Here is a 20,389-nt window from a genome sequence, read left to right on the forward strand (position 1 = left end):
CCCCCGCCCCGGCCGACCCCCACCCCGCCCAACCAAGGAGACAAGGCACTCATGGACGCTGTGACCCAGGTCCCCGCGCCGGTCAACGAGCCGGTCCGCTCCTACGCCCCGGGCTCCCCGGAGCGCGCCCGCCTCGAAGTGAAGCTCAAGGAGCTCGCCGAGAACCCGATCGACCTGCCGATGACCATCGGCGGCGAGAAGCGGATGGGTGGCGGCGAGCGCTTCGACGTCGTGCAGCCGCACAACCACCAGGCCGTCATCGGTACGTTCGCCGGGGCCACCGAGCAGGACGCGCAGGACGCGATCGACGCCGCGCTGGCCGCCGCCCCGGCGTGGCGCGCGATGGCGTTCGACGACCGCGCCGCGATCATCCTGCGCGCCGCCGAGCTGCTGTCGGGCCCCTGGCGCGAGACGCTGGCCGCCTCGACCATGCTCGGCCAGTCCAAGACCGCCCAGCAGGCCGAGATCGACACCCCCTGCGAGCTCGTCGACTTCTGGCGCTTCAACGTGCACTACGCGCGCCAGATCCTCGCCGAGCAGCCCCCGGCCAACTCGCCGGGCGTGTGGAACCGCATGGACCACCGCCCGCTGGAGGGCTTCGTCTACGCGATCACGCCGTTCAACTTCACGGCCATCGCGGGCAACCTCCCCACCGCCCCCGCCCTCATGGGCAACGTCGTGGTGTGGAAGCCGTCCCCGACGCAGACCCACGCCGCCGTGCTGCTGATGCAGCTGCTGGAGGAGGCCGGTCTGCCCAAGGGCGTCATCAACCTGGTGACCGGCGACGGCATCGCCGTCTCCGAGGTGGCCCTGAACCACCGGGACCTGGCCGGTATCCACTTCACCGGCTCGACCCCGACCTTCCAGCACCTGTGGAAGACGGTCGGCAACAACATCGCCAACTACCGGACGTACCCGCGTCTGGTCGGCGAGACCGGCGGCAAGGACTTCGTCGTCGCCCACCCCAGCGCCGACCGCGCCGTGCTGAAGACCGCGCTGACGCGTGGCTCCTTCGAGTACCAGGGCCAGAAGTGCTCGGCCTCCTCGCGGGCGTACGTCCCGGCCTCCATCTGGAACTCCGGTTTCCAGGAGGAGTTCGCGGCCGAGGTCGACGGCATCAGGATGGGTGACGTCACCGACCTGACGAACTTCATCGGCGCCGTCATCGACGAGCGTTCGTTCGCCAAGAACAAGGCCGCGATCGACCGCGCGAAGTCCGACCCGACGTGCACGGTCGTCGCGGGCGGCACGTACGACGACTCCGTCGGCTACTTCGTCCGCCCGACGGTCATCGTCTGCACCGACCCGGCCAACGAGGTCTTCACGACCGAGTACTTCGGCCCGATCCTCGCGATCCACGTGTACGAGGACGAGAAGTACGACGCCATGCTGGAGCAGATGGAGTCGGCCTCCGACTACGCGCTGACCGGTGCGGTCATCTCCAACGACCGTGCGGCGGCCGCGTACACGATGGAGAAGCTGCGGTACGCCGCGGGCAACTTCTACATCAACGACAAGTCGACCGGCGCCGTCGTCGGCCAGCAGCCCTTCGGCGGCGGCCGTGCCTCGGGCACCAACGACAAGGCCGGTGCCCCGCAGAACCTGCAGCGCTGGACGCTGACCCGCGCCATCAAGGAGACGCTGGTCCCGCCGACCGACTACACCTACCCCCACCAGGGCTGACCCCCTCCCGGGGCGCCGCAGCACGGCGCCCCGGCCCGGAGTCCCGCCTCCCGACCGGCCCCCCTGCCGGCCGGGAGGCGGTTTCCATGTACCGGCCCGTCACGGGTCCGGTGTCCGGGTCCGGCGCGGGGCGGTGTCCGGGTCCGTCAGCGGGTCCGTCCGGCTCAGATCTCCACCATCACCTGGTCCAGTGACTTGCGGACCAGGTCCGGCACCTCGCAGTCCTCGGCCGGATAGCCCACCGGGATCACCGCGAACGCCTTCTCGTTCTCCGGCCGGTCCAGTACCTCGCGCAGGAAGCGCATCGGGCTCGGGGTGTGGATCAGGGCCGACAGCCCCGACAGGTGCAGGGCCGACAGCAGCATGCCGACCGCGATGCCGACGGACTCGTCGACGTAGTAGTGCTTGCGCTTCGTGCCGTCCTCGCCCAGCCAGTACCGCTGCTGGAACACCACGATCAGGCCCGGGGCGTCCGTCATATGGGCCTTCACCGCGTCGGTGCCCAGCGGGCGCAGCGCCGCCAGCCACTCCTCGCCGAGCCTGCCGTCGTAGCTGATCTTCTCCTCGTGCTCGGCCGCCTCCCGGATGCGGCGCCGCACCTCGGGGTCCTTGACCAGGACGAAGGTCCACGGCTGCTGATGGGCTCCGGAAGGTGCGGTCGCCGCGCAGGCGACGGCGTCCCGCAGCACCTGCTCGGGCACCGGGTCGGTGGAGAACCGGCGTACGGTCCTGCGTCCGTCCATCCGGTGCCGCAGTCGGGCGGCCCGGTCCAGGGACTCCTCGACGGGCATCCGCTCGGGGCGGTAGGGGACCGATCGGTACGGGTCGCCGTGGACCGGGGTCCACCGCTGGGGTGCTTCAGTCGTGTTCTCGGGCATGGCGGCAGTGTGCGGCCCACGCCCGCCCCGCGAACAGAGGGCCTTCGGACAACGGCGGGCCGCCCGTCCCGGTCAGTGTCCGGTCACCGGGCCCGCGAGGGGCCTTCCGGGTAACGCGTTCTTGCGGGTTAGGTAATGAGCATGTCAAATTCCTTACTCGGTACGTCCCCACGCGTCACCCGAGAAGGAGCACCCCATGAGACGCACCACCCGTGCCCGCGTCGGCGTTTCCCTTCTGCTCGTCATCGGTACCCTCGGTCTCGGCGCAACTCCCTCCGGGGCGGCGCCCGTTCCGGAGCCCGCCCCCACCGCACTGCCCGCCCCCACCCCCGCCGCGTACGCCCTGGACGCCGCCCTGGAGCAGCGGCTCGGGGCCGGGAGCGCCGGCAGCTACCTCGACCGGAGGACCGGTGACCTCGTCGTCACCGTCACCACCGACCGTGCCGCCGAACAGGCCGGTGCCGCCGGGGCCACCGTGCGCCGGGTGGCGCGCAGCGCCGCGCAACTGGGCGCCGCGATGGACACCCTGGAGGCCGAGGCGAAGATCACCGGTACCTCCTGGGGCGTCGACCCCCGGACCAACCAGGTCGCCGTGGAGGCCGATCAGTCGGTCTCCGCGCGGGACCTGGCCCGGCTCGAAGCCGTCGCCGACCGGCTGGACGGTGCCGTACGCATCACCAGGGTGCCCGGCGTCTTCCACCGCGAGGTGCTGGGCGGCGGCGCCATCTACGGTGGCGGGAGCCGGTGTTCGGCCGCCTTCAACGTCACCAAGGGCGGCGCCCGTTACTTCGTCACCGCCGGGCACTGCACCAACATCTCCGCCAACTGGTCGGCCACCTCCGGAGGGCCGGTCGTCGGGGTCCGGGAGGGCACCAGCTTCCCGACCAACGACTACGGCATCGTCCGGTACACCGACGGCTCCTCGCCCGCCGGGGACGTCGACCTCTACAACGGCGGCTCCCAGGACATCAGCTCCGCCGCCGACGCCGTCGTGGGCCAGACCCTCAGCAAGAGCGGCTCCACCACCAAGGTGACCAGCGGCACCGTCACCGCCGTCAATGTCACCGTCAACTACGGCGACGGGCCCGTCTACAACATGGTCCGCACCACCGCCTGCTCCGCGGGCGGCGACAGCGGCGGCGCCCACTTCGCCGGCTCCGTCGCGCTCGGCATCCACTCGGGCAGCTCCGGCTGCACCGGCACCAGCGGTTCCGCCATCCACCAGCCGGTCAAGGAGGCCCTGGCCGCCTACGGCGTGACCGTGTACTGACCGTCCCCGCCCCCGGACCGCACGGTCCTGTGTCCGCCCCGGGCCGCCCCGCCCGGGGCGGGCAGCTCACGCCCGGCCGTTGCACTGCCCCCGCCCGGGGCGGACAGCTCACGCCCGGCCGTGCATTGCCACCCCGCCCGGGGCGGCAGCTCACGCCCAGCCGTGCACGATCAGGGCAAGGCCCGCCGTGAATCCGCCGCCCAGCAGCACCAGATAGCGCCCGTAGTGCCTGCGGTGGCGCCGCATCAGCAGCCCGAACGCGGCGAACCCGAGCCCCACCGACAGCGTCCGCGCACCGCGCGCCGTCGCGGAGGCGGCGGCCCAGTCACCGGCCGGCACTCCGGCGCGCCCCGCCCCGGCGCCGTACACCTTGAACGGGATGCCGTTCCACGGCTGCTGCCGCACCGCCGACGCGCCCTCCAGCGCCAGCCCCCGACGGACCTCCGCCCGCATCCGGTCGGTGGTCAGCGGCGCGGGCAACTGGACCCCCGCCGCGGCCAGTTGCAGGGCGAGCAGCCCGCCGGCGACGCTCCCCGCCAGTGCCCCCAGCGACATCTTCCACGCCGCACGCGGCACCGCCACACACACCACCCCGAGCAGCAGTTCCGGCATCAGCGGCCAGCTCAGTGCCTCCGCCAGCGCCCAGACGAAGGCCAGCGGCACACCCCACCGGGAGGTCACGACCGCCGCCACCCGGCGGCGCGCCGCCGAGTCCCCGAGCGGTTCGGCGACCGTACGGGAGTGCAGTGCCACGACCGCGTCGCGCGCCCCGGCCGGGGTGACCGCCGAGGGCAGCGGCTCCCCGATCGTCACCCGCACCAGGGCCGAACGCAGCCGCCCGTGCTTGGGCAGCAGCCGGTCCGTACCCGCGATGCCGACCGGCACCACCGGCACCCCCGCCCGCTCGGCCAGGACCAGCGCACCGCGGTGGAAGGAGCCCAGCTCGCCGTCCCTGCCCCGGGTGCCCTCGGGGAACAGCACCACCGCCCGGCCCGCCCGCAGTTCGTCCGCCATCGACAGCAGATCGTCCATGCCGCCCCCGCCGCGCCGCACCGGGAACCCGGCCGCGAGCCTGCGGCAGATCCGGCGCCGCCACGGCGAGGCGAACCAGTAGTCCGCCGCCGCCCCGATCACCGGGGTGTGCCGGGCGTCCAGCGCCGCGAGGAGCGCCGCCGTGTCGGCGTGCGAGGAGTGGTTGGCGACGACGACGCAGCCGCCGCGCGGCAGCCGCCCGCGCCGCTCCACCCCACCGGTCAGGCTCAGCACCGCCCACCACAGACCGCGGCGCAGCGCCGCCGCGAAGCGGGAGCGTGCCGGGAGGTCCACCCGGCCGGGCGCGGGGAGCGGGGTCGTCATCACGTCATCACCATCGCCAGGAGAAGGGCCACCAGCAGGGAGTCGATCCGGTCGAGGAGGCCGCCGAACCCGGGCAGCCAGCTGCCCGCGTCCTTCACCCCCGACTCGCGCTTGACCATCGACTCGATCAGGTCACCGAGGACACAGCCGCCGAGCACCGCGGCCCACAGCGCCACCGAGAACGAGCCGAGCACCAGCAGGAGCAGGGCCGTGGCGAGGGCCGCGCCCAGCACCCCCGCCCAGGTCTTGTTCGGGGAGAGCGGGGAGAGCCGCCGGGCGAGCGGACCCCGGCGGCCCAGCGCCGTACCGCCGCACCAGGCGCCGACATCACCGAGCGCCACCGCCAGGCCGACCGCCACCCCCGTCTCGCCCAGCGTCACCAGACCCGTCAGCGCGACCGGAATCCACAGCAGCCCGAAGGCCGTCCGGGCCCCGCGGGTGAAGCCCCGGGTGTCGTCACCCGACAGCACCGGGGGCAGCGCCGCCGCGAGCAGCAGCAGGGCCGCCGCCCGCATGTCCAGGACCTCCGGCGCCCGCCACGCGAGGGCCGGCACCAGGACCGCCGCCGCGACCAGCACCGCGTGGTCGCCCCGCGTCAGCCCGGCCATCCGGACGAACTCGGTCACCGCGACCGCCCCGAGCCCGGCGGCCAGCACGAACGTGCCCCCGCCGCCCAGGAAGTACGCCCCCAGGAAGACCGGCGCGACCAGTGCCCAGGTCCGCCACCGCTTGCGCAGCTCGGCCCGCATCCGGACCTTCGACGGCAGTACGGCGACGGCCACGCCGCCCGCCCCCAGCACACCCGCGACCAGCGGCACGGCTCGCGCCGCCGCCTCCTCGGCGATCAGTACGGCGCTCATGCCAGCTCCCGCCACAGCCGGGCCAGCCGGAGCGCGGCGGTGAGCAGCGAACCGGCGGCGATCACGATCAGTACGGGGACGGCCCAGCCGCTCGCCGCCGCGACCACGACCAGCAGACAGCGTTCGGTCTTGCCGACCGGGCCCCCGTTGTGCCGGGGCGCACCGGCCGCGGCGCCCGCCAGCGACACCCAGGACGGCAGTGTCGCCGCGAGGGCGGCCACCGCCACCAGCCAGAGCGGGGCGAGCGTCAGGAACCCGGCGAGCACGACCAGGTCGGCCGCCCGGTCGCCCAGTTCGTTGAGGACCGCGCCGCGCCGGGTGGTCCGGCCGGTGTCGCGGGCCAGCGCCCCGTCGAGGTTGGCGAAGGCGAGCCGCGCCGCGAGCAGTACGGCGACCGGGAGCGCGGCGGGTCCGGCGGGCAGCCAGGCCAGCGCGGCGGCTCCACCGGCCGCCGCGGCCACGCCCGCCGCGGTGAGGGTGTCGGGCGACACCTCACGGCGGACGAGACGGGCACGGACACCGGCGAGCCGGTTCGCGTACCAGGGCTTGAGAGCGTAGAGGCCGTTCATGGAGGCAACTCTCGTGCGGCGCACATCCTTTCGACACGGCCCGAGTACTCAAATGAATACTGAGTACCGGGTGAGGGCCCTGCCTGGGACTCTGGGTACATGACCGAACCGGCAGCCCTGCACCTCGCCCACACCTATGAGCTGACCCCGCCGGCCCTCGCCGGGATCCGCGACCTCCTGGACGCCGCGTTCGACGGGGACTTCTCCGACGGCGACTGGGATCACACCCTGGGCGGCGTCCACGCCTGTGTACGCGACGGCAGCGGACTCCTCCTCGCCCACGGCAGCGTGATCCAGCGGCGGGTGGTCCACGCGGGCCGTTCGTACCGCGTCGGCTACGTCGAGGGCGTGGCCGTCAGCGCCGAGCACCGCAGGCAAGGGCTCGGCGGACGCGTGATGGCCGCGCTGGAACGGGTCATCGACGGGGCGTACGCCTTCGGGGCGCTGTCCGCGTCCGACGCGGGGGCCGCGCTCTATGCGTCGCGGGGCTGGGAGCCGTGGCCGGGACAGCTCGCCGCACAGGGGGCCGACGGCATCGAGCCGCTCCCCGACGAGGAGGGCAGCACCTACGTACGCGGCGCGCTGCCCGCCCGGTCCGGGACGCTGGTCTTCGACTGGCGCGACGGGGACGTGCTGTGAGGCGCGGTGGGTGTCACTCGGCCACCCGGATCAGCATCTTGCCGGTGTTCTCGCCGCGCAGCATGCCGAGGAAGCCGTCCACCGTCCGCTCGAAACCGTCCACGACCGTCACCTCGGGGGCGATCAGCCCGCTCCGCAGATGCGGGACCAGGAAATCCTCCAACTCGCCCTGGACATCGCGGTAGTCGCGCACCATCACCCCTTCCAGCCGCAGGCTCCTGCCCACGACGTCGAACAGGTTGCGCGGCGCGGCGGGCGGGTTGTGCGCCGAGTGGTACTGGGAGATGGCGCCGACCCAGGCGATCCGCCCGTGGTCGCGCAGCACGGAGATCGCACCCTCCAGGTGCTCCCCGCCGACGTTGTCGACGTATGCGTCGATCCCGTCCGGTGCCGCCTTCGCCAGCAGTTCGCCGACGGGACCGTCGTGGTAGTCGAAGGCCGCGTCGAAGCCGAGTTCCCCGGTGAGCCGGGCGACCTTCGCGGCCGAGCCCGCGCTGCCGATGATCCGTCCGGCGCCGAGCAGCCGGGCGATCCGTCCCACGGCCGTGCCGACACCGCCCGCCGCCGCCGAGACGAAGAGGTCCTGGCCCGCGCGGAGTTCCAGGGTCCGGGTGAGCGCGACATAGGCGGTGAGCCCGGTCCCGCCGAGGAGGGAGAGATGGGCGGTGAGCGGCACCCCGTCGTACGAGGAGATCCTGCGGGTGCCGTTCGTTCCGGGGGTGACCAGGGCGTGGGTCCGCCAGCCGTCGCGGTGGTGGACCAGGTCGCCCTCGGAGAGTTCCGGGGTGCGGGAGGCGGTCACCCGGCCGATGACGCGGCCCTCCAACGGGGTGCCCAGCTCCCAGCCGCCGTCCATCTCCTCGCGGTGGTACGGGTCCACGGAGAGATAGAGGCTCTCCACCAGGGCCTGGCCCGGTCCCGGTTCCGGCACGGGGGACTCGACGACGGAGAAGAGGTCCGCGGTCGGGAAGCCGTGCGGCCGGGCGGTGAGGTGGAAGGTGCGGGCGGTCCCGGCGGTGGCGCGGGCGGTCCCGGCGGTGGTGCGGGCGGTGCTGGTGGCGCGTGTCGTCGTCATGCCGAGGACCGTAGGAAGGAATCCCGGGGCCCGGCAGGGGGTTGCTTCGATGGAACGGCTCTTTCCATGAGCAGCTCTCATAGACCCAGGTGGACGCAGCGATGACCGACCTCGCCCCGCACGAACTGCGGATACTCGCCGCCGTGGCCGACGCCCGCAGCTTCTCCGGCGCGGCAGCGGACCTGGGCATGACACAGTCCGCCGTCTCGCACTCCGTGCGCACCAGCGAGCGCAAGATCGGCACCGTGCTCTTCGACCGAGGCCGGCAGGGCGCCAGGCCCACCGCCGCCGGTGAGTCCGCCGTCGCCCACGCCCGGCGCGTTCTGCGGCTGCTCGACGTGATGGGCGCCGAGGCGCGGGGCATCGCCGCCGGGCCGGCGGGGACCGCCACGGTGTCCGGGCCGCTGCGGATCGCGGCCTTCCGCAGCGCCGCGCTCCATCTGCTGCCGCCCGCGCTGGAACGTCTCACCGCCCGTCACCCCGGCATCGAGCCGGTGGTGCGGATGGTGCGCGAGGTGGGGCCGGGCACCGCGGGAGAGGTGCTGGAGGGTCGGGCCGACCTGGGTATCGCGACGATCGGGACCGGTTCTCCCGTACCGGAGGCGCTGGTCGGGGGAGTGCTGCTGGAGGAGGAGTACGCGCTGGTGCATCCGGCGGGGCATCCCGCGCCGCGTTCGCTGCCGCTGGTCGACTGGCGGGAGAACTGCACCTCGTACACACGTGACTGGTGGGCGGCGCAGGAGTGGATCCCGCGGGCGACGGTGGAGGCCGAGGACGACGGAGCGGTGCTCTCGATGGTGTCCCGTGGTCTCGGCATGGCGATCATGCCCGGACTGTCCCTCTATGGAGCACCCGACGGAATCGAGATCACCGCTCTCGGACCGGAGCGTCCCACGCGGTCGATCGGCTATGTCACCACCCCTGAGCAGGCGCGATCCCTCGCCGTGCGGGCGCTGATCCGTGAACTGCGCGCCGAACGCCGAGGGGCGGCCGTCTCAGATAGTAGGAAGTCCGAGTAATTGTGGAGACAGAGCGGGCCGGCTGTCCTAGCTTTGTAGGAGCCGAACGACTCGCTCGATCCAGCGACCGGTGGTCGTGAGTGCGCGCCACGAAGCAGGCAACCCCTGCGGCGACGCTCCCCACCCCTTCCGGCACCTCGAAATCCCGCTCATGACTGTCGGCGTCCGGATTCCCCGGAACCCGGTCCCGGCATCCACGCGATCTCAAGGAGTCGATCCATCATGGCCGAGACGACTGTCCGCCGCCGCGTCCGTCACACCCCCCGCCCGACCGAGTCGGAGCGCCGGAACGCCGCCGCCGCCCTCCAGCGCGCACTGGACCGCAGGGACAACGGCGGCTCCACGGGCCACTGAGCCACACCGGAACCGGCCCACACCGGAACCGGCCCATACCGGAACCGGCCCACACCGGAACCGGCCCGGTCCGGACCGGGCCCGATCCCGGGCTCAGCGCCCCCGGGCGATCTCGAAGTGGTCGATGCGCTCGCCCGACTCGGCGAGTGCGGTGACCTTCATCCGGGCGTGCCGGCCCGGCAGCACCTCCACCGCCAGGAACGAGAAGCCGGTGTAACGCACGCGGGACCACTCCACGGTCTCGGCCGCCTTCCCGCCGCCCTTCGCCACGTGGTACGTCTCGACGCTGTCCAGGTCCTTGACGTGTCCCTCGTAGCTGTCCGGCGCCGGGAAGTCGTACAGCGCCTTGCCCGCGCCGCCCGCCGTGACGTACACGATGCCGTCCCGCGTCGGGTCGGTGCGCTCACCGATCGGCACCGGGCGCGCGACCGCGTTCCGCAGGATCGCGTCGGTGCGCTCGTAGACGTGGTTGTGCCCGTTGATGACCAGGTCCACCTGGTGCTTCTCGAAGAGCGGCACCCAGGCGTCGCGCACCCCGCCGTCGGAAGCGTGCGCGTTCGTGGTGGAGAAGGCGCAGTGGTGGAAGAAGACCACCAGGAAGTCGATGTCGTGGCGGGCCCGCAGCTCGCCCAGCCGCCGGTCCAGCCACCGCGTCTGGCCGCCCCCGCTGATCCCGAAGTTGGCGGGGATCTCGTACGACACGTCGTTGGCGTCGAGGGCGATCACGCCCACGTTGCCGTGGACGAAGGAGTACGCGCCCGGCTGGTTCACCGGGTCCGGGCCGTTGTCCGGCAGGGTCCAGCGGGCGTTCTGGCCGCCGTACCCGTCCGGCGAGTACCACGCCTCCATGTCGTGGTTCCCGGTCGTCACCATCCACGGCACGGTCTTGGCCACGGTCTCCGTCTGCGCCAGGAACTGGTCCCAGGTGCGCGCGTCGTAGGAGTCCGTCTCCCGGCCGGAGCCCGACGGGTCGGCGTAGCAGATGTCGCCCGCGTGCAGGTGGAAGGCCGGGTTCTGGCCCAGGATCAGCTGGTCGTTGCCGAGCGCGTGGTAGCTGACGCCCTGGTCGCCGAAGGCGGTGAAGGTGAAGGACTCGGCGTGCGCGGGCGCGGTGGTGAAGGTGCCGAGCGTGCCGAGGTTGCGGGTGTCGGCCGGGTCGAAGCCGTCGTGGCCGACGCCGTAGTAGTACGTCGTCCCGGGCCGCAGCCGGTCCAGGCTCGCGTGGACGTAGAACTGCTCGGCGGCCGCGATCTTCCCGCCGTTCAGCTCGGGGGTGGTGAGGTGACGCACCTCGGCGTCGATCCGGCGGCTCAGCGCCCACGGCTTCGCGCCGATGCGGAGGTAGGGCCGCCGCACGGCGAACGGGACCTGCCAGGAGACGGCCATCTGCGTCCGCGGGTCCGCCCCGTACGCGAGGTGCCGGCCGAACGGCGCGACCAGCGAGCCGTCCACCTGGGTGGAGGTGCGGCGCGAGGTGATCACCGAGGGGGCGGCGTACGCGGGAGAGGCGGCGCCCGCCCCCGCGGCCAGTCCGGCTCCGGTGACGGCCGCGGTCGCCACGCTCGTGCGCAGCACGCCGCGCCGGGTGAGACGGGTGCGCAGATAGTCGTGCTGTTCCGCCATGCTCATGCGGCCGGCGAGCTTCTCGGGGATTCCGAAACGAGGGATGTCCATGACCGAAAAGATCCACCGGCGGGCTGACCGCGTATCGGCAAGTAGGTGAACGGTACACGTACAGCTCCCCATGTGTCCGTATAGTGGACGGCGGATGTCATGGGATGGGACGCATGGTTAGGCTGCCGTTATGTCTCGCAGCATCAATCTCGCAGTGATCCCCGGTGACGGAATCGGCCAGGAAGTCGTGGCCCAGGGCCTCAAGGTCCTCAACGCTGTCCTCCCGCAGGATGTGAAGCTGGAGACCAAGGAGTACGACCTTGGCGCCCAGCGCTGGCACCGCACCGGTGAAACCCTCCCGGACGCGGAGCTGGAGGCGCTCAAGAGCCACGACGCCATCCTGCTCGGCGCGATCGGTGACCCGTCCGTGCCCTCCGGTGTCCTGGAGCGCGGGCTGCTGCTGAAGCTGCGCTTCGCCTTCGACCACTTCATCAACCTGCGGCCGTCGAAGCTGTTCCCGAACACCGCGACCCCGCTGGCGGGCCGCCCGGACATCGACTTCGTCGTCGTCCGCGAGGGCACCGAAGGCCCGTACACGGGCAACGGCGGCTCCCTGCGCACCGGTACCCCGGCCGAAGTCGCCACCGAGGTCAGCCTGAACACGGCGTACGGTGTCGAGCGCGTCGTCCGCGACGCCTTCGAACGGGCGAACGCCCGTCCGCGCAAGAAGCTGACGCTGGTCCACAAGAACAACGTCCTCGTCTACGCCGGTCACCTGTGGAAGAACACCTTCGACCGGGTCGCGACCGAGTACCCCGAGGTCAGCACCGACTACCTGCACGTCGACGCCGCGACGATCTTCTTCGTCACCCAGCCGGAGCGCTTCGACGTCATCGTCACCGACAACCTCTTCGGTGACATCCTCACCGACCTCGCCGCAGCCGTGACCGGCGGCATCGGCCTGGCCGCGTCCGGCAACATCAACCCGACGGGCACCTTCCCGTCGATGTTCGAGCCGGTCCACGGCTCTGCCCCCGACATCGCGGGCCAGGGCAAGGCCGACCCGACCGCCACGATCCTCTCCGTCGCCCTCCTGCTGCGCCACCTCGGCTACGAGACCCAGGCCGCGCGCATCGAGGACGCCGTCTCCGCCGACCTCGCGGAGCGCGACGGGGGCAGCACGCGCACCACCGACGAGATCGGTGACGCGCTCGCGGTACGAGTAGCGAGCTGACCCGACGACTCCACTTCGAAGCCGCCGGGTCGCAACCGCACCCGGCGGCTTCACCTGTGCGGCCTCCGGATGCCACCATCGACCACTGGACCGCATTCGCGCCATTTCGTCCACGGCCACCCACGAGCGATAATCGAACGCGGGGCCGTGGCTTGCGGTAAAGCTCGGACGTCCTAGGACCTGACCGGAAACCGCCGGGCGGAGACGGGGCGTGAGCGCGGTCCATCACACACAAGACCGGTGAAGGACACGCACTCATGACGACGCCCACGATCGAGCTCAAGCCCTCCTCGAACCCGCTGTCCGACGCGGAGCGCGAGGCGATCCTGGTCAACCCCGGATTCGGCCGCCACTTCACCGACAACATGGTGACCATCAGGTGGACCGAGGGCCGCGGCTGGCACGACGCCCAGCTCGTCCCCTACGGCCCGCTGTCGATGGATCCGGCCAATATGACCCTGCACTACGCGCAGGAGATCTTCGAGGGCCTCAAGGCGTACCGCCAGGCCGACGGTTCGGTCGCCACCTTCCGCCCCGAGGCCAACGCCGAGCGCTTCCAGCGTTCCGCCGCCCGCCTCGCCATGCCGCAGCTGCCGGTCGAGACGTTCATCGAGGCGTGCGACGTCCTGGTCCAGCAGGACAAGGCATGGGTCCCGGCGCACGGCGGCGAGGAGTCCCTCTACCTGCGCCCGTTCATGATCGCGGCCGAGGTCGGCCTCGGCGTGAAGCCCGCCAACGAGTACCTCTTCCTGGTCATCGCCTCGCCCGCCGGCGCCTACTTCCCCGGTGGCGTCAAGCCCGTCTCGATCTGGCTCTCGGAGAACCGCGTCCGCGCCGTCCCCGGCGGCATGGGCGACGCCAAGACCGGTGGCAACTACGCCGCGTCCCTCCTCGCCCAGGCCGAGGCCGCCGCCCAGGGCTGCGACCAGGTCGCCTACCTCGACGCCGTGGAGCACAAGTGGGTCGAGGAGCTCGGCGGGATGAACCTCTACTTCGTGTACGGGCAGGAGGACGGGTCGAAGCGGATCGTCACCCCGGCGCTGACCGGCTCCCTGCTCGCCGGTGTCACCCGCGACTCGCTCCTCAAGGTCGCCCGTGACCTCGGTTACGCGTCCGAGGAGGGCCGTGTCTCCATCGACCAGTGGCGCGAGGACACCGCCAACGGCACCCTCACCGAGGTCTTCGCCTGCGGCACCGCCGCCGTCATCACGCCCGTCGGCATCGTCAAGTCCGCGGACGGCGACTGGACCCAGGGCGACGGCACGCCCGGCGAGGTCACGCTGAAGCTGCGCGAGCGCCTGCTCGACATCCAGCGCGGAGTGGTCGAGGACACCCACGGCTGGATGCACCCGCTCGGCTAGGCGTCCGCCTCCTCACCCGCACCACCAAGGCCGCGCCCGGCTTCCCGCCGGGCGCGGCTTTTTTCGTGTCCGCGCATTGGAGCGGCGCTCTAATCGATGAATGAACGGCTTCCCTTTCCCTCTTTTCCATGGTTAGAGTGACGCTCTAAACAGGAGGTGCGAGGACATGCGACTGACCCCGACGGAACGCGACCGGCTGCTGCTCTTCGGTGCCGCCGAACTGGCCCGTGCCCGCCGTGCCCGGGGTCTGCGGCTCAATGTCCCCGAGGCGACCGCGCTGATCGCGGACACCGTCTGCGAGGCCGCCCGTGACGGACGGCGGCTGGCCGAGGCGATCGAGGCGGCCCGCTCCGTGCTCGGCCCCGACGACGTGCTGCCGGGCGTCGCCGACGTGGTCACCGAGGTCCATGTGGAGGCCGTCTTCGACGACGGCTCCCGGCTCGCCGTCGTCTCCCGCCCGCTGGGCGCCGGCCTCGGCGACCGGGCGCCCGGCGCGCTCGTCCCCGGCCCCGCTGCTCCCGAACCGGTCCCCGCGCTCCTGCTGACCGTCCGGAACACCGCGACCGTGCCCGTCAGCGTGACCTCCCACTTCCACTTCTTCGAGGCCAACCCCCGGCTCGACTTCGACCGGGGCTCGGCGTACGGGATGCGGCTGTGCGTGCCCGCCGGGTCCTCGGTCCGCTTCGGCCCCGGCGAGCGCGTCGAGGTCGGTCTGGAGCCGATCGGCGGCGCCCGGATCGCGATCGGATTCGCCGGGCTCGTCGACGGTCCGCTGGACGCACCGGGTGCCAAGGAGGAGGCCCTGCGCCGCGCGGTGGCCTGCGGCTACCTCGGAGCGGAACGGCGGCCGGAAGCGGAAGCCGCACGAGCCGGTGCGGACGCCGCACGAGCCGCCGCGCAAACCGAAGGAGCCGTACCGGAAGCCGAAGGAGCCGGAGCCGAAGAGCGGACCGGAGCCGCGTCCGGCGAGGAGAGGCACTGATGGACCCGTACGCATACGCCGCCACGCACGGCCCGCGCGCCGGGGACCGGGTCAGGCTCGGGGACTCCGGGCTGACCGTCCGTGTCGAGTCCGACGCGCAGAGACCCGGTGAGGAGTTCCTCGCCGGATTCGGCAAGACCGCCCGCGACGGGCTGCACCTCAAGGCCGCGGCCGTCCGCGACACCTGCGATGTCGTGATCAGCAATGTGCTGGTCATCGACGTGGTGCAGGGCATCCGGAAGGTGTCCATCGGTATCCGCGAGGGCCGGATCTCGGCGATCGGGCGGGCCGGGAACCCGGACACCCTCGACGGTGTCGACGTGGTCGTCGGCACCGGCACGTCCATCGTCTCCGGCGAGGGACTGATCGCCACGGCGGGCGCCGTGGACACCCATGTCCATCTGCTCTCGCCGCGCATCATGGAAGCCTCGCTCGCCTCCGGCGTCACCACGGTCATCGGCCAGGAGTTCGGCCCGGTCTGGGGCGTCGGCGTCAACTCGCCGTGGGCCCTGCGGCACGCCTTCAACGCCTTCGACGCCTGGCCGGTCAACATCGGCTTCCTGGGCCGCGGTTCCTCCTCCCACCGGGCGCCGCTGGTCGAGGCGCTGGCGGAGGGCGGGGCCTGCGGCTTCAAGGTCCATGAGGACATGGGCGCCCACACCCGCGCCCTGGACACCGCGCTGCGGGTCGCCGAGGAGTACGACGTCCAGGTCGCCCTGCACAGCGACGGGCTGAACGAGTGCCTGTCGGTGGAGGACACCCTGAGCGTCCTGGAGGGCCGCACGATCCACGCCTTCCACATCGAGGGCTGCGGCGGCGGGCACGTCCCCGACGTCCTGAAGATGGCGGGCGTGGCGAATGTCATCGGCTCCTCCACCAACCCCACCCTGCCCTTCGGCCGGGACGCGGTCGCCGAGCACTACGGGATGATCGTCTCCGTACACGACCTGAAGACCGACCTGCCCGGCGACGCGGCCATGGCCCGCGACCGCATCCGGGCGGGCACCATGGGCGCCGAGGACGTGCTGCACGACCTCGGCGCCATCGGGATCACCTCGTCCGACGCCCAGGGGATGGGCCGGGCCGGCGAGACGGTCCGCCGTACGTTCGCGATGGCCGGAAAGATGAAGGGCGAGCTGGGCCCGATGGAGGGTGACGGACCGGGCGACGACAACGCCCGCGTGCTGCGCTACCTGGCCAAGCTCACGATCAACCCGGCCATCGCCCACGGCCTCTCCCACGAGGTCGGCTCCATCGAGACCGGCAAGCTCGCCGACATCGTGCTGTGGCGCCCCGAGTTCTTCGGCGCGAAGCCGCAGCTGGTCCTGAAGTCCGGCTTCCCCGCGTACGGCGTCACGGGCGACCCGAACGCGGCCACCGACACCTGTGAACCCCTGGTCCTGGGACCGCAGTTCGGCGCCCACGGAGCGACCCCGGCCGACCTCTCGGTGGCGTTCGTCTCCGAGGCGGCGACCCAGCTCGGCGCCGACCTGATGCCTACCCGCCGCCGCCGGGTCGGGGTCCGCGGCACCCGGGGCATCGGCCCCGCGGACCTGCGCCTCAACTCCCGTACGGGACAGGTCGCCGTGGACGCGGACAGCGGCCTTGTCACGCTGGACGGTGAGCCGCTGCGCTCCGAGCCCGCCGACTCCGTCTCCCTCAACCGTCTCTACTTCCTCTAGGACCCCGCCATGACGCCCTCCGCGACCTTCCGCATGCCCCCCGAGTGGGCCCCGCACGAGCGCACCTGGATGGCCTGGCCCGGCCCCAACCCCACCTTCGACAGCGACGCCGAACTCGACGGGGCCCGCCGCGCCTGGGCCGACGTCGCCCGCGCGGTGCGCCGCTTCGAACCCGTCACCATGGTCGTCGGCCCCGGCCAGCAGGAGAGCGCCGCAGCCCTGCTCGGCCCGGACATCGAGCTGGCCGTCCGCCCCCTGGACGACGCCTGGATGCGCGACATCGGCCCCACCTTCGTCACCGACGGACGCGAACTGGCCGCCGTCGACTGGACGTTCAACGGGTGGGGTGCCCAGGGCTGGGCGCGCTGGGAGCACGACGCGCACATCGCCCGCGGCGTCGCGGAGCTGGCCGCCGTCCCCGTGCACAGCTCCCCGCTCGTCAACGAGGGCGGCGCGATCCACGTCGACGGCGAGGGCACCGTCCTGCTCACCGAGACCGTCCAGCTCGGCAAGGAGCGCAACCCCGGCTGGACCCGTGAACAGGTCGAGGCCGAGATCCACGCCCGGCTCGGCACCGAGAAGGCCATCTGGCTGCCCCGCGGCCTCACCGCCGACTACGGCACCTTCGGCACCCTGGGCCACGTCGACATCGTCGCCGCCTTCGCCCGCCCCGGCACGGTGCTCGCCCATGTCCAGCCGGACCCGGCCCACCCCGACCACGAGATCACCCGCGAGACCCTGCGAGTCCTGCGCGCCGCCACCGACGCCCGGGGCCGGCCCCTGGAGGTGGTCGAGGTCCCGGCCCCCACGGTGCTGCGGGTGGACGCCGAGTGGGCCGACTACTCCTACATCAACCACTACCTCTGCAACGGCGGCGTGATCCTCTGCGCCTTCGACGACCCGCGTGACCAGGAGGCGGCGGCCCTCTTCGGCCGGCTCTTCCCGGACCGCACGGTGACCCCGGTCGACGCCCGTACGATCTTCGCGGGCGGTGGAGGCATCCACTGCGTCACCCAGCAGCAACCGAAGGTCTGAAGCCCATGCCCGCCTCCCCCCGTCGCCGCAACACCGCCCCGCCGCGCGAGGACGTGCTGGCCGCCGCCATGGCCACGATCGCCGAGCGGGGGCTCGACGGGCTCACCATGGCCGGGCTCGGGCGGGAGGTCCACATGAGCAGCGGGCACCTGCTCTACTACTTCCGCACCAAGGACGAGCTGCTGCTCCAGACCCTGGAGTGGAGCGAGGACCGTCTCGGTGCGCAGCGGCGCGCGCTGCTCGCCCGGCCGGGCACGGTCCGGGAACGGCTGGACGCGTACATCGCCCTGTACGTCCCCGAAGGGCACCGCGACCCGCACTGGACCCTCTGGCTGGAGGTCTGGAACCGTTCGCGGGACGCGGACGACGACGCCCGGGTCCGGCAGGGCGCCATCGAGGGCGCCTGGCACCGGGATCTGGTGGCCCTGGTCGCCGAAGGGGTCTCGCGCGGGGAGTTCCGGGCGGTGGACGCGGAACGGTTCGCGACCCGGCTGCGGGCGCTCCTGGACGGGTTCAGCGTCCATGTGACGGTGGGCATCCCCGGTACGGGCCGGGACCGGGTCCTGGACCGGGTGGCGGAGTTCACGGACGAGGCGCTGGCGCCCGCCCGGTCCTGAACGACGCGTACGTACGCCGGTACGCGCCCGGTGCCCGCGCGTACGCGGGTACGCTCCCGCGGCCCCCGCCCACCGACCGTGCCACCGGAGCCGGAGCCGCACGATGTCCCGAGAGCGGCGACCGCATTCTGAGACGGGCCCGGATCGGGGAGCGCGGTGTGCCAGACTGCTCCCGTGTCCTCGTTCGTCATGATTATTGGCAACAGGCGCGCCGGTCCGCAGTGACCGTCCCGTACCACCATGTACGGCACGGACATCGTGCCCCAGACCCGCGCGCAGACCTCTCGCACCCGCGAGGGGTTTTTTCGTTTTCCGGCCCTCACCTCGGCCGGGGCGAGGCACGCGGGATGATGGGGGCAAGTGGAGCCAGATCGTCCGGATCCACTCATCCGACAGGAGTCAGATCAGCATGACCACCAAGGCCAAGGCCACCGACGACAGCTTCCATGTCTTCGACACCACACTGCGCGACGGTGCACAGCGTGAAGGCATCAACCTGACGGTCGCGGACAAGCTGACCATTGCCCGGCACCTGGACAACTTCGGCGTGGGATTCATCGAGGGCGGCTGGCCGGGCGCCAACCCCCGCGACACGGAGTTCTTCTCCCGTGCCCAGCACGAGATCGAGTTCCAGAACGCCCAGCTCGTCGCGTTCGGCGCGACCCGCAGGGCGGGTGGCAAGGCTTCCGAGGACCCGCAGGTCAAGGCGTTGCTGGAGTCGGGGGCGCCGGTGATCACCCTGGTCGCCAAGTCCCACGACCGCCACGTGGAGCTGGCCCTGCGCACCACCCTGGAGGAGAACCTGGAGATGGTCCGCGACACCGTCTCCCATCTCCGCGAACAGGGCCGCCGGGTCTTCGTCGACTGCGAGCACTTCTTCGACGGCTACCGCGCCAACCCCGACTACGCCAAGGCCGTGGTCCGGGCCGCCCACGAGTCCGGCGCCGATGTCGTGATCCTCTGCGACACCAACGGGGGCATGCTCCCCGCCCAGGTGCAGGCCGTCGTCGCCACCGTCCTCGCCGACACCGGCGCCCGGCTCGGCATCCATGCCCAGGACGACACCGGGTGCGCCGTCGCCAACACCCTGGCCGCCGTGGACGCGGGCGCCACCCACGTCCAGTGCACCGCCAACGGCTACGGTGAACGGGTCGGCAACGCCAATCTCTTCCCGGTCGTCGCCGCGCTGGAACTCAAGTACGGCAGGACCGTGCTCCCCGAGGGCGCGCTCGCCGACATGACGCGGATCTCGCACGCCATCGCCGAGGTCGTCAACCTCACCCCCTCCACCCACCAGCCCTATGTGGGGGTCTCCGCCTTCGCCCACAAGGCCGGGCTGCACGCCTCCGCGATCAAGGTCGACCCCGACCTGTACCAGCACATCGATCCGGCGCTGGTTGGCAACACCATGCGGATGCTGGTCTCCGACATGGCGGGCCGCGCCTCCATCGAGCTCAAGGGCAAGGAGCTCGGCATCGACCTCGGGGGCGACCGCGAGCTGGTCGGCCGTGTGGTCGAGCGCGTCAAGGAGCGCGAACTCAGGGGCTACACCTACGAGGCGGCCGACGCCTCCTTCGAACTGCTGCTGCGCGGTGAGGTCGAGGGGCGGGCCCGCCGCTACTTCCGTACCGAGTCCTGGCGCGCCATCGTGGAGAACCGCCCCGACGGCACGCACGCCAACGAGGCGACCGTGAAGCTCTGGGCCAAGGGCGAGCGCATCGTCGCCACCGCCGAGGGCAACGGCCCGGTCAACGCGCTCGACCGGGCCCTGCGCGTCGCCCTGGAGCGGATCTACCCGCAGCTCGCCAAGCTGGAGCTGGTGGACTACAAGGTCCGCATCCTGGAGGGCCGCACCGGCACCGAGTCCACCACCCGCGTACTGATCACCACGGGTGACGGAACCGGTGACTGGGCGACGGTGGGGGTCGCGGAGAACGTCATCGCCGCGTCCTGGCAGGCGCTGGAGGACGCGTACACCTTCGGACTGCTGCGGGCCGGGATCGAGCCGACCGAGTAGCCGCCGCTGCCGGAGCCGCCACGTCCGGTGGGCGGCTCCGGTGCGGGCGACCTGGATCCGGGCCCGGTCCGGGCCTCCGGATCAGGCGTCGTATTCGTTGCAGATGTACAGAAGCGCCTTTGCTCCGACGGTGCCGGGACCTGT

The 20,389-nt window shown here is 72.2% G+C and carries 18 protein-coding genes; 12 read left to right on the top strand and 6 right to left on the bottom strand.

The annotated features are described in order from the left end of the window. Nucleotides 1-51 precede the first annotated feature (51 nt). Entirely contained in the window at nt 52-1,683 is a 1,632-nt protein-coding gene (pruA, locus tag OG251_RS28835) for an L-glutamate gamma-semialdehyde dehydrogenase (RefSeq protein ID WP_326679851.1), read from the top strand. A gap of 164 nt (nt 1,684-1,847) precedes the next feature. Here pruA and OG251_RS28840 read toward each other — a convergent pair whose 3' ends face one another. Beyond that, a complete protein-coding gene (locus tag OG251_RS28840) occupies nt 1,848-2,561 on the bottom strand; it encodes a nitroreductase family protein (protein ID WP_326679852.1) in 714 nt (237 codons plus the stop codon). A 196-nt stretch (nt 2,562-2,757) separates the two neighbouring features. Between OG251_RS28840 and OG251_RS28845 the strand changes: the two genes are divergently transcribed. Further along, nucleotides 2,758-3,831 carry a S1 family peptidase gene (locus OG251_RS28845; RefSeq protein ID WP_326679853.1) on the top strand — a complete coding sequence of 358 codons (1,074 nt, stop codon included), beginning with the start codon at nt 2,758-2,760 and terminating at the stop codon, nt 3,829-3,831. 150 nt (nt 3,832-3,981) lie between these two features. Here the strand turns inward: OG251_RS28845 and OG251_RS28850 are convergent, their stop codons facing one another. The 3 genes from OG251_RS28850 to OG251_RS28860 are packed head-to-tail and all read right to left on the bottom strand — an operon-like array spanning nt 3,982 to nt 6,616. After that, nucleotides 3,982-5,187 (bottom strand): lysophospholipid acyltransferase family protein, encoded by a 1,206-nt coding sequence (locus OG251_RS28850; RefSeq protein ID WP_326679854.1) that lies wholly within the window; start codon nt 5,185-5,187, stop codon nt 3,982-3,984. After that, the gene (locus OG251_RS28855; protein ID WP_326679855.1) at nt 5,187-6,047 is read right to left on the bottom strand and encodes a phosphatidate cytidylyltransferase; all 861 of its coding nucleotides are present in this window, start codon (nt 6,045-6,047) and stop codon (nt 5,187-5,189) included. Before OG251_RS28855 ends, OG251_RS28850 begins: the two co-directional genes overlap by 1 nt. Next, nucleotides 6,044-6,616, bottom strand: coding sequence for a CDP-alcohol phosphatidyltransferase family protein (locus OG251_RS28860; protein ID WP_326679856.1), 573 nt, complete (start codon nt 6,614-6,616; stop codon nt 6,044-6,046). Before OG251_RS28860 ends, OG251_RS28855 begins: the two co-directional genes overlap by 4 nt. A 99-nt stretch (nt 6,617-6,715) precedes the next feature. On the opposite strand from OG251_RS28860, the gene OG251_RS28865 reads away from it, so the two are divergent. Then, nucleotides 6,716-7,255, top strand: coding sequence for a GNAT family N-acetyltransferase (locus OG251_RS28865; protein WP_326679857.1), 540 nt, complete (start codon nt 6,716-6,718; stop codon nt 7,253-7,255). Between the two features lie 13 nt (nt 7,256-7,268). On the opposite strand, the gene OG251_RS28870 is transcribed toward OG251_RS28865, so the two are convergent. Continuing rightward, nucleotides 7,269-8,330 carry an NADP-dependent oxidoreductase gene (locus OG251_RS28870; RefSeq protein ID WP_326679858.1) on the bottom strand — a complete coding sequence of 354 codons (1,062 nt, stop codon included), beginning with the start codon at nt 8,328-8,330 and terminating at the stop codon, nt 7,269-7,271. A 101-nt stretch (nt 8,331-8,431) separates the two neighbouring features. Here OG251_RS28870 and OG251_RS28875 point away from each other — a divergent pair, with 101 nt between their 5' ends. Then, nucleotides 8,432-9,349, top strand: a complete 918-nt coding sequence (locus tag OG251_RS28875; RefSeq protein WP_326679859.1) for a LysR family transcriptional regulator — start codon at nt 8,432-8,434, stop codon at nt 9,347-9,349. Between the two features lie 222 nt (nt 9,350-9,571). Next, nucleotides 9,572-9,703 (top strand): hypothetical protein, encoded by a 132-nt coding sequence (locus OG251_RS28880; protein WP_266802537.1) that lies wholly within the window; start codon nt 9,572-9,574, stop codon nt 9,701-9,703. A gap of 93 nt (nt 9,704-9,796) precedes the next feature. On the opposite strand, the gene OG251_RS28885 is transcribed toward OG251_RS28880, so the two are convergent. Continuing rightward, complete coding sequence (locus OG251_RS28885) at nt 9,797-11,377, bottom strand: purple acid phosphatase family protein (RefSeq protein ID WP_326679860.1); 1,581 nt, start codon at nt 11,375-11,377, stop codon at nt 9,797-9,799. Nucleotides 11,378-11,507: 130 nt separating this feature from the next. On the opposite strand from OG251_RS28885, the gene OG251_RS28890 reads away from it, so the two are divergent. The 7 genes from OG251_RS28890 (at nt 11,508) to cimA (ending at nt 20,245) form a co-directional block, all read left to right on the top strand. Further along, the gene (locus OG251_RS28890) at nt 11,508-12,551 is read left to right on the top strand and encodes a 3-isopropylmalate dehydrogenase (protein ID WP_326679861.1); all 1,044 of its coding nucleotides are present in this window, start codon (nt 11,508-11,510) and stop codon (nt 12,549-12,551) included. 257 nt (nt 12,552-12,808) lie between these two features. After that, nucleotides 12,809-13,912: a branched-chain amino acid aminotransferase gene (locus tag OG251_RS28895; protein ID WP_326679862.1), complete on the top strand. Its 1,104-nt coding sequence runs from the start codon at nt 12,809-12,811 to the stop codon at nt 13,910-13,912. Between the two features lie 166 nt (nt 13,913-14,078). Next, on the top strand, nt 14,079-14,894 hold the full coding sequence (gene ureA, locus OG251_RS28900; RefSeq protein WP_326679863.1) for an urease subunit gamma: 816 nt from the start codon (nt 14,079-14,081) through the stop codon (nt 14,892-14,894). After that, the gene (locus OG251_RS28905; RefSeq protein WP_326679864.1) at nt 14,894-16,576 is read left to right on the top strand and encodes an urease subunit alpha; all 1,683 of its coding nucleotides are present in this window, start codon (nt 14,894-14,896) and stop codon (nt 16,574-16,576) included. Before ureA ends, OG251_RS28905 begins: the two co-directional genes overlap by 1 nt. A 9-nt stretch (nt 16,577-16,585) precedes the next feature. Beyond that, complete coding sequence (locus OG251_RS28910; protein ID WP_326679865.1) at nt 16,586-17,611, top strand: agmatine deiminase family protein; 1,026 nt, start codon at nt 16,586-16,588, stop codon at nt 17,609-17,611. A gap of 5 nt (nt 17,612-17,616) precedes the next feature. Then, complete coding sequence (locus OG251_RS28915) at nt 17,617-18,228, top strand: TetR/AcrR family transcriptional regulator (RefSeq protein WP_326679867.1); 612 nt, start codon at nt 17,617-17,619, stop codon at nt 18,226-18,228. Between the two features lie 409 nt (nt 18,229-18,637). Beyond that, entirely contained in the window at nt 18,638-20,245 is a 1,608-nt protein-coding gene (cimA, locus tag OG251_RS28920) for a citramalate synthase (RefSeq protein WP_326679868.1), read from the top strand. The last annotated feature ends 144 nt before the right edge of the window (nt 20,246-20,389 follow it).

This window comes from Streptomyces sp. NBC_01237 (assembly GCF_035917275.1).
In the GTDB taxonomy this organism is placed as follows: Bacteria; Actinomycetota; Actinomycetes; order Streptomycetales; family Streptomycetaceae; genus Streptomyces.

What these genes read in the sequence shown, in the direction of transcription:
- OG251_RS28840 (WP_326679852.1), bottom strand. Translation starts at nt 2,561, where the DNA reads ATGCCCGAGAACACGACTGAAGCACCCCAGCGGTGGACCCCGGTCCAC.
- OG251_RS28880 (WP_266802537.1), top strand. Translation starts at nt 9,572, where the DNA reads ATGGCCGAGACGACTGTCCGCCGCCGCGTCCGTCACACCCCCCGCCCG.
- OG251_RS28870 (WP_326679858.1), bottom strand. Translation starts at nt 8,330, where the DNA reads ATGACGACGACACGCGCCACCAGCACCGCCCGCACCACCGCCGGGACC.
- pruA (WP_326679851.1), top strand. Translation starts at nt 52, where the DNA reads ATGGACGCTGTGACCCAGGTCCCCGCGCCGGTCAACGAGCCGGTCCGC.
- OG251_RS28890 (WP_326679861.1), top strand. Translation starts at nt 11,508, where the DNA reads ATGTCTCGCAGCATCAATCTCGCAGTGATCCCCGGTGACGGAATCGGC.
- OG251_RS28865 (WP_326679857.1), top strand. Translation starts at nt 6,716, where the DNA reads ATGACCGAACCGGCAGCCCTGCACCTCGCCCACACCTATGAGCTGACC.
- OG251_RS28860 (WP_326679856.1), bottom strand. Translation starts at nt 6,616, where the DNA reads ATGAACGGCCTCTACGCTCTCAAGCCCTGGTACGCGAACCGGCTCGCC.
- ureA (WP_326679863.1), top strand. Translation starts at nt 14,079, where the DNA reads ATGCGACTGACCCCGACGGAACGCGACCGGCTGCTGCTCTTCGGTGCC.
- cimA (WP_326679868.1), top strand. Translation starts at nt 18,638, where the DNA reads ATGACCACCAAGGCCAAGGCCACCGACGACAGCTTCCATGTCTTCGAC.
- OG251_RS28915 (WP_326679867.1), top strand. Translation starts at nt 17,617, where the DNA reads ATGCCCGCCTCCCCCCGTCGCCGCAACACCGCCCCGCCGCGCGAGGAC.
- OG251_RS28910 (WP_326679865.1), top strand. Translation starts at nt 16,586, where the DNA reads ATGACGCCCTCCGCGACCTTCCGCATGCCCCCCGAGTGGGCCCCGCAC.
- OG251_RS28905 (WP_326679864.1), top strand. Translation starts at nt 14,894, where the DNA reads ATGGACCCGTACGCATACGCCGCCACGCACGGCCCGCGCGCCGGGGAC.
- OG251_RS28895 (WP_326679862.1), top strand. Translation starts at nt 12,809, where the DNA reads ATGACGACGCCCACGATCGAGCTCAAGCCCTCCTCGAACCCGCTGTCC.
- OG251_RS28850 (WP_326679854.1), bottom strand. Translation starts at nt 5,187, where the DNA reads ATGACGACCCCGCTCCCCGCGCCCGGCCGGGTGGACCTCCCGGCACGC.
- OG251_RS28845 (WP_326679853.1), top strand. Translation starts at nt 2,758, where the DNA reads ATGAGACGCACCACCCGTGCCCGCGTCGGCGTTTCCCTTCTGCTCGTC.
- OG251_RS28855 (WP_326679855.1), bottom strand. Translation starts at nt 6,047, where the DNA reads ATGAGCGCCGTACTGATCGCCGAGGAGGCGGCGGCGCGAGCCGTGCCG.
- OG251_RS28875 (WP_326679859.1), top strand. Translation starts at nt 8,432, where the DNA reads ATGACCGACCTCGCCCCGCACGAACTGCGGATACTCGCCGCCGTGGCC.
- OG251_RS28885 (WP_326679860.1), bottom strand. Translation starts at nt 11,377, where the DNA reads ATGGACATCCCTCGTTTCGGAATCCCCGAGAAGCTCGCCGGCCGCATG.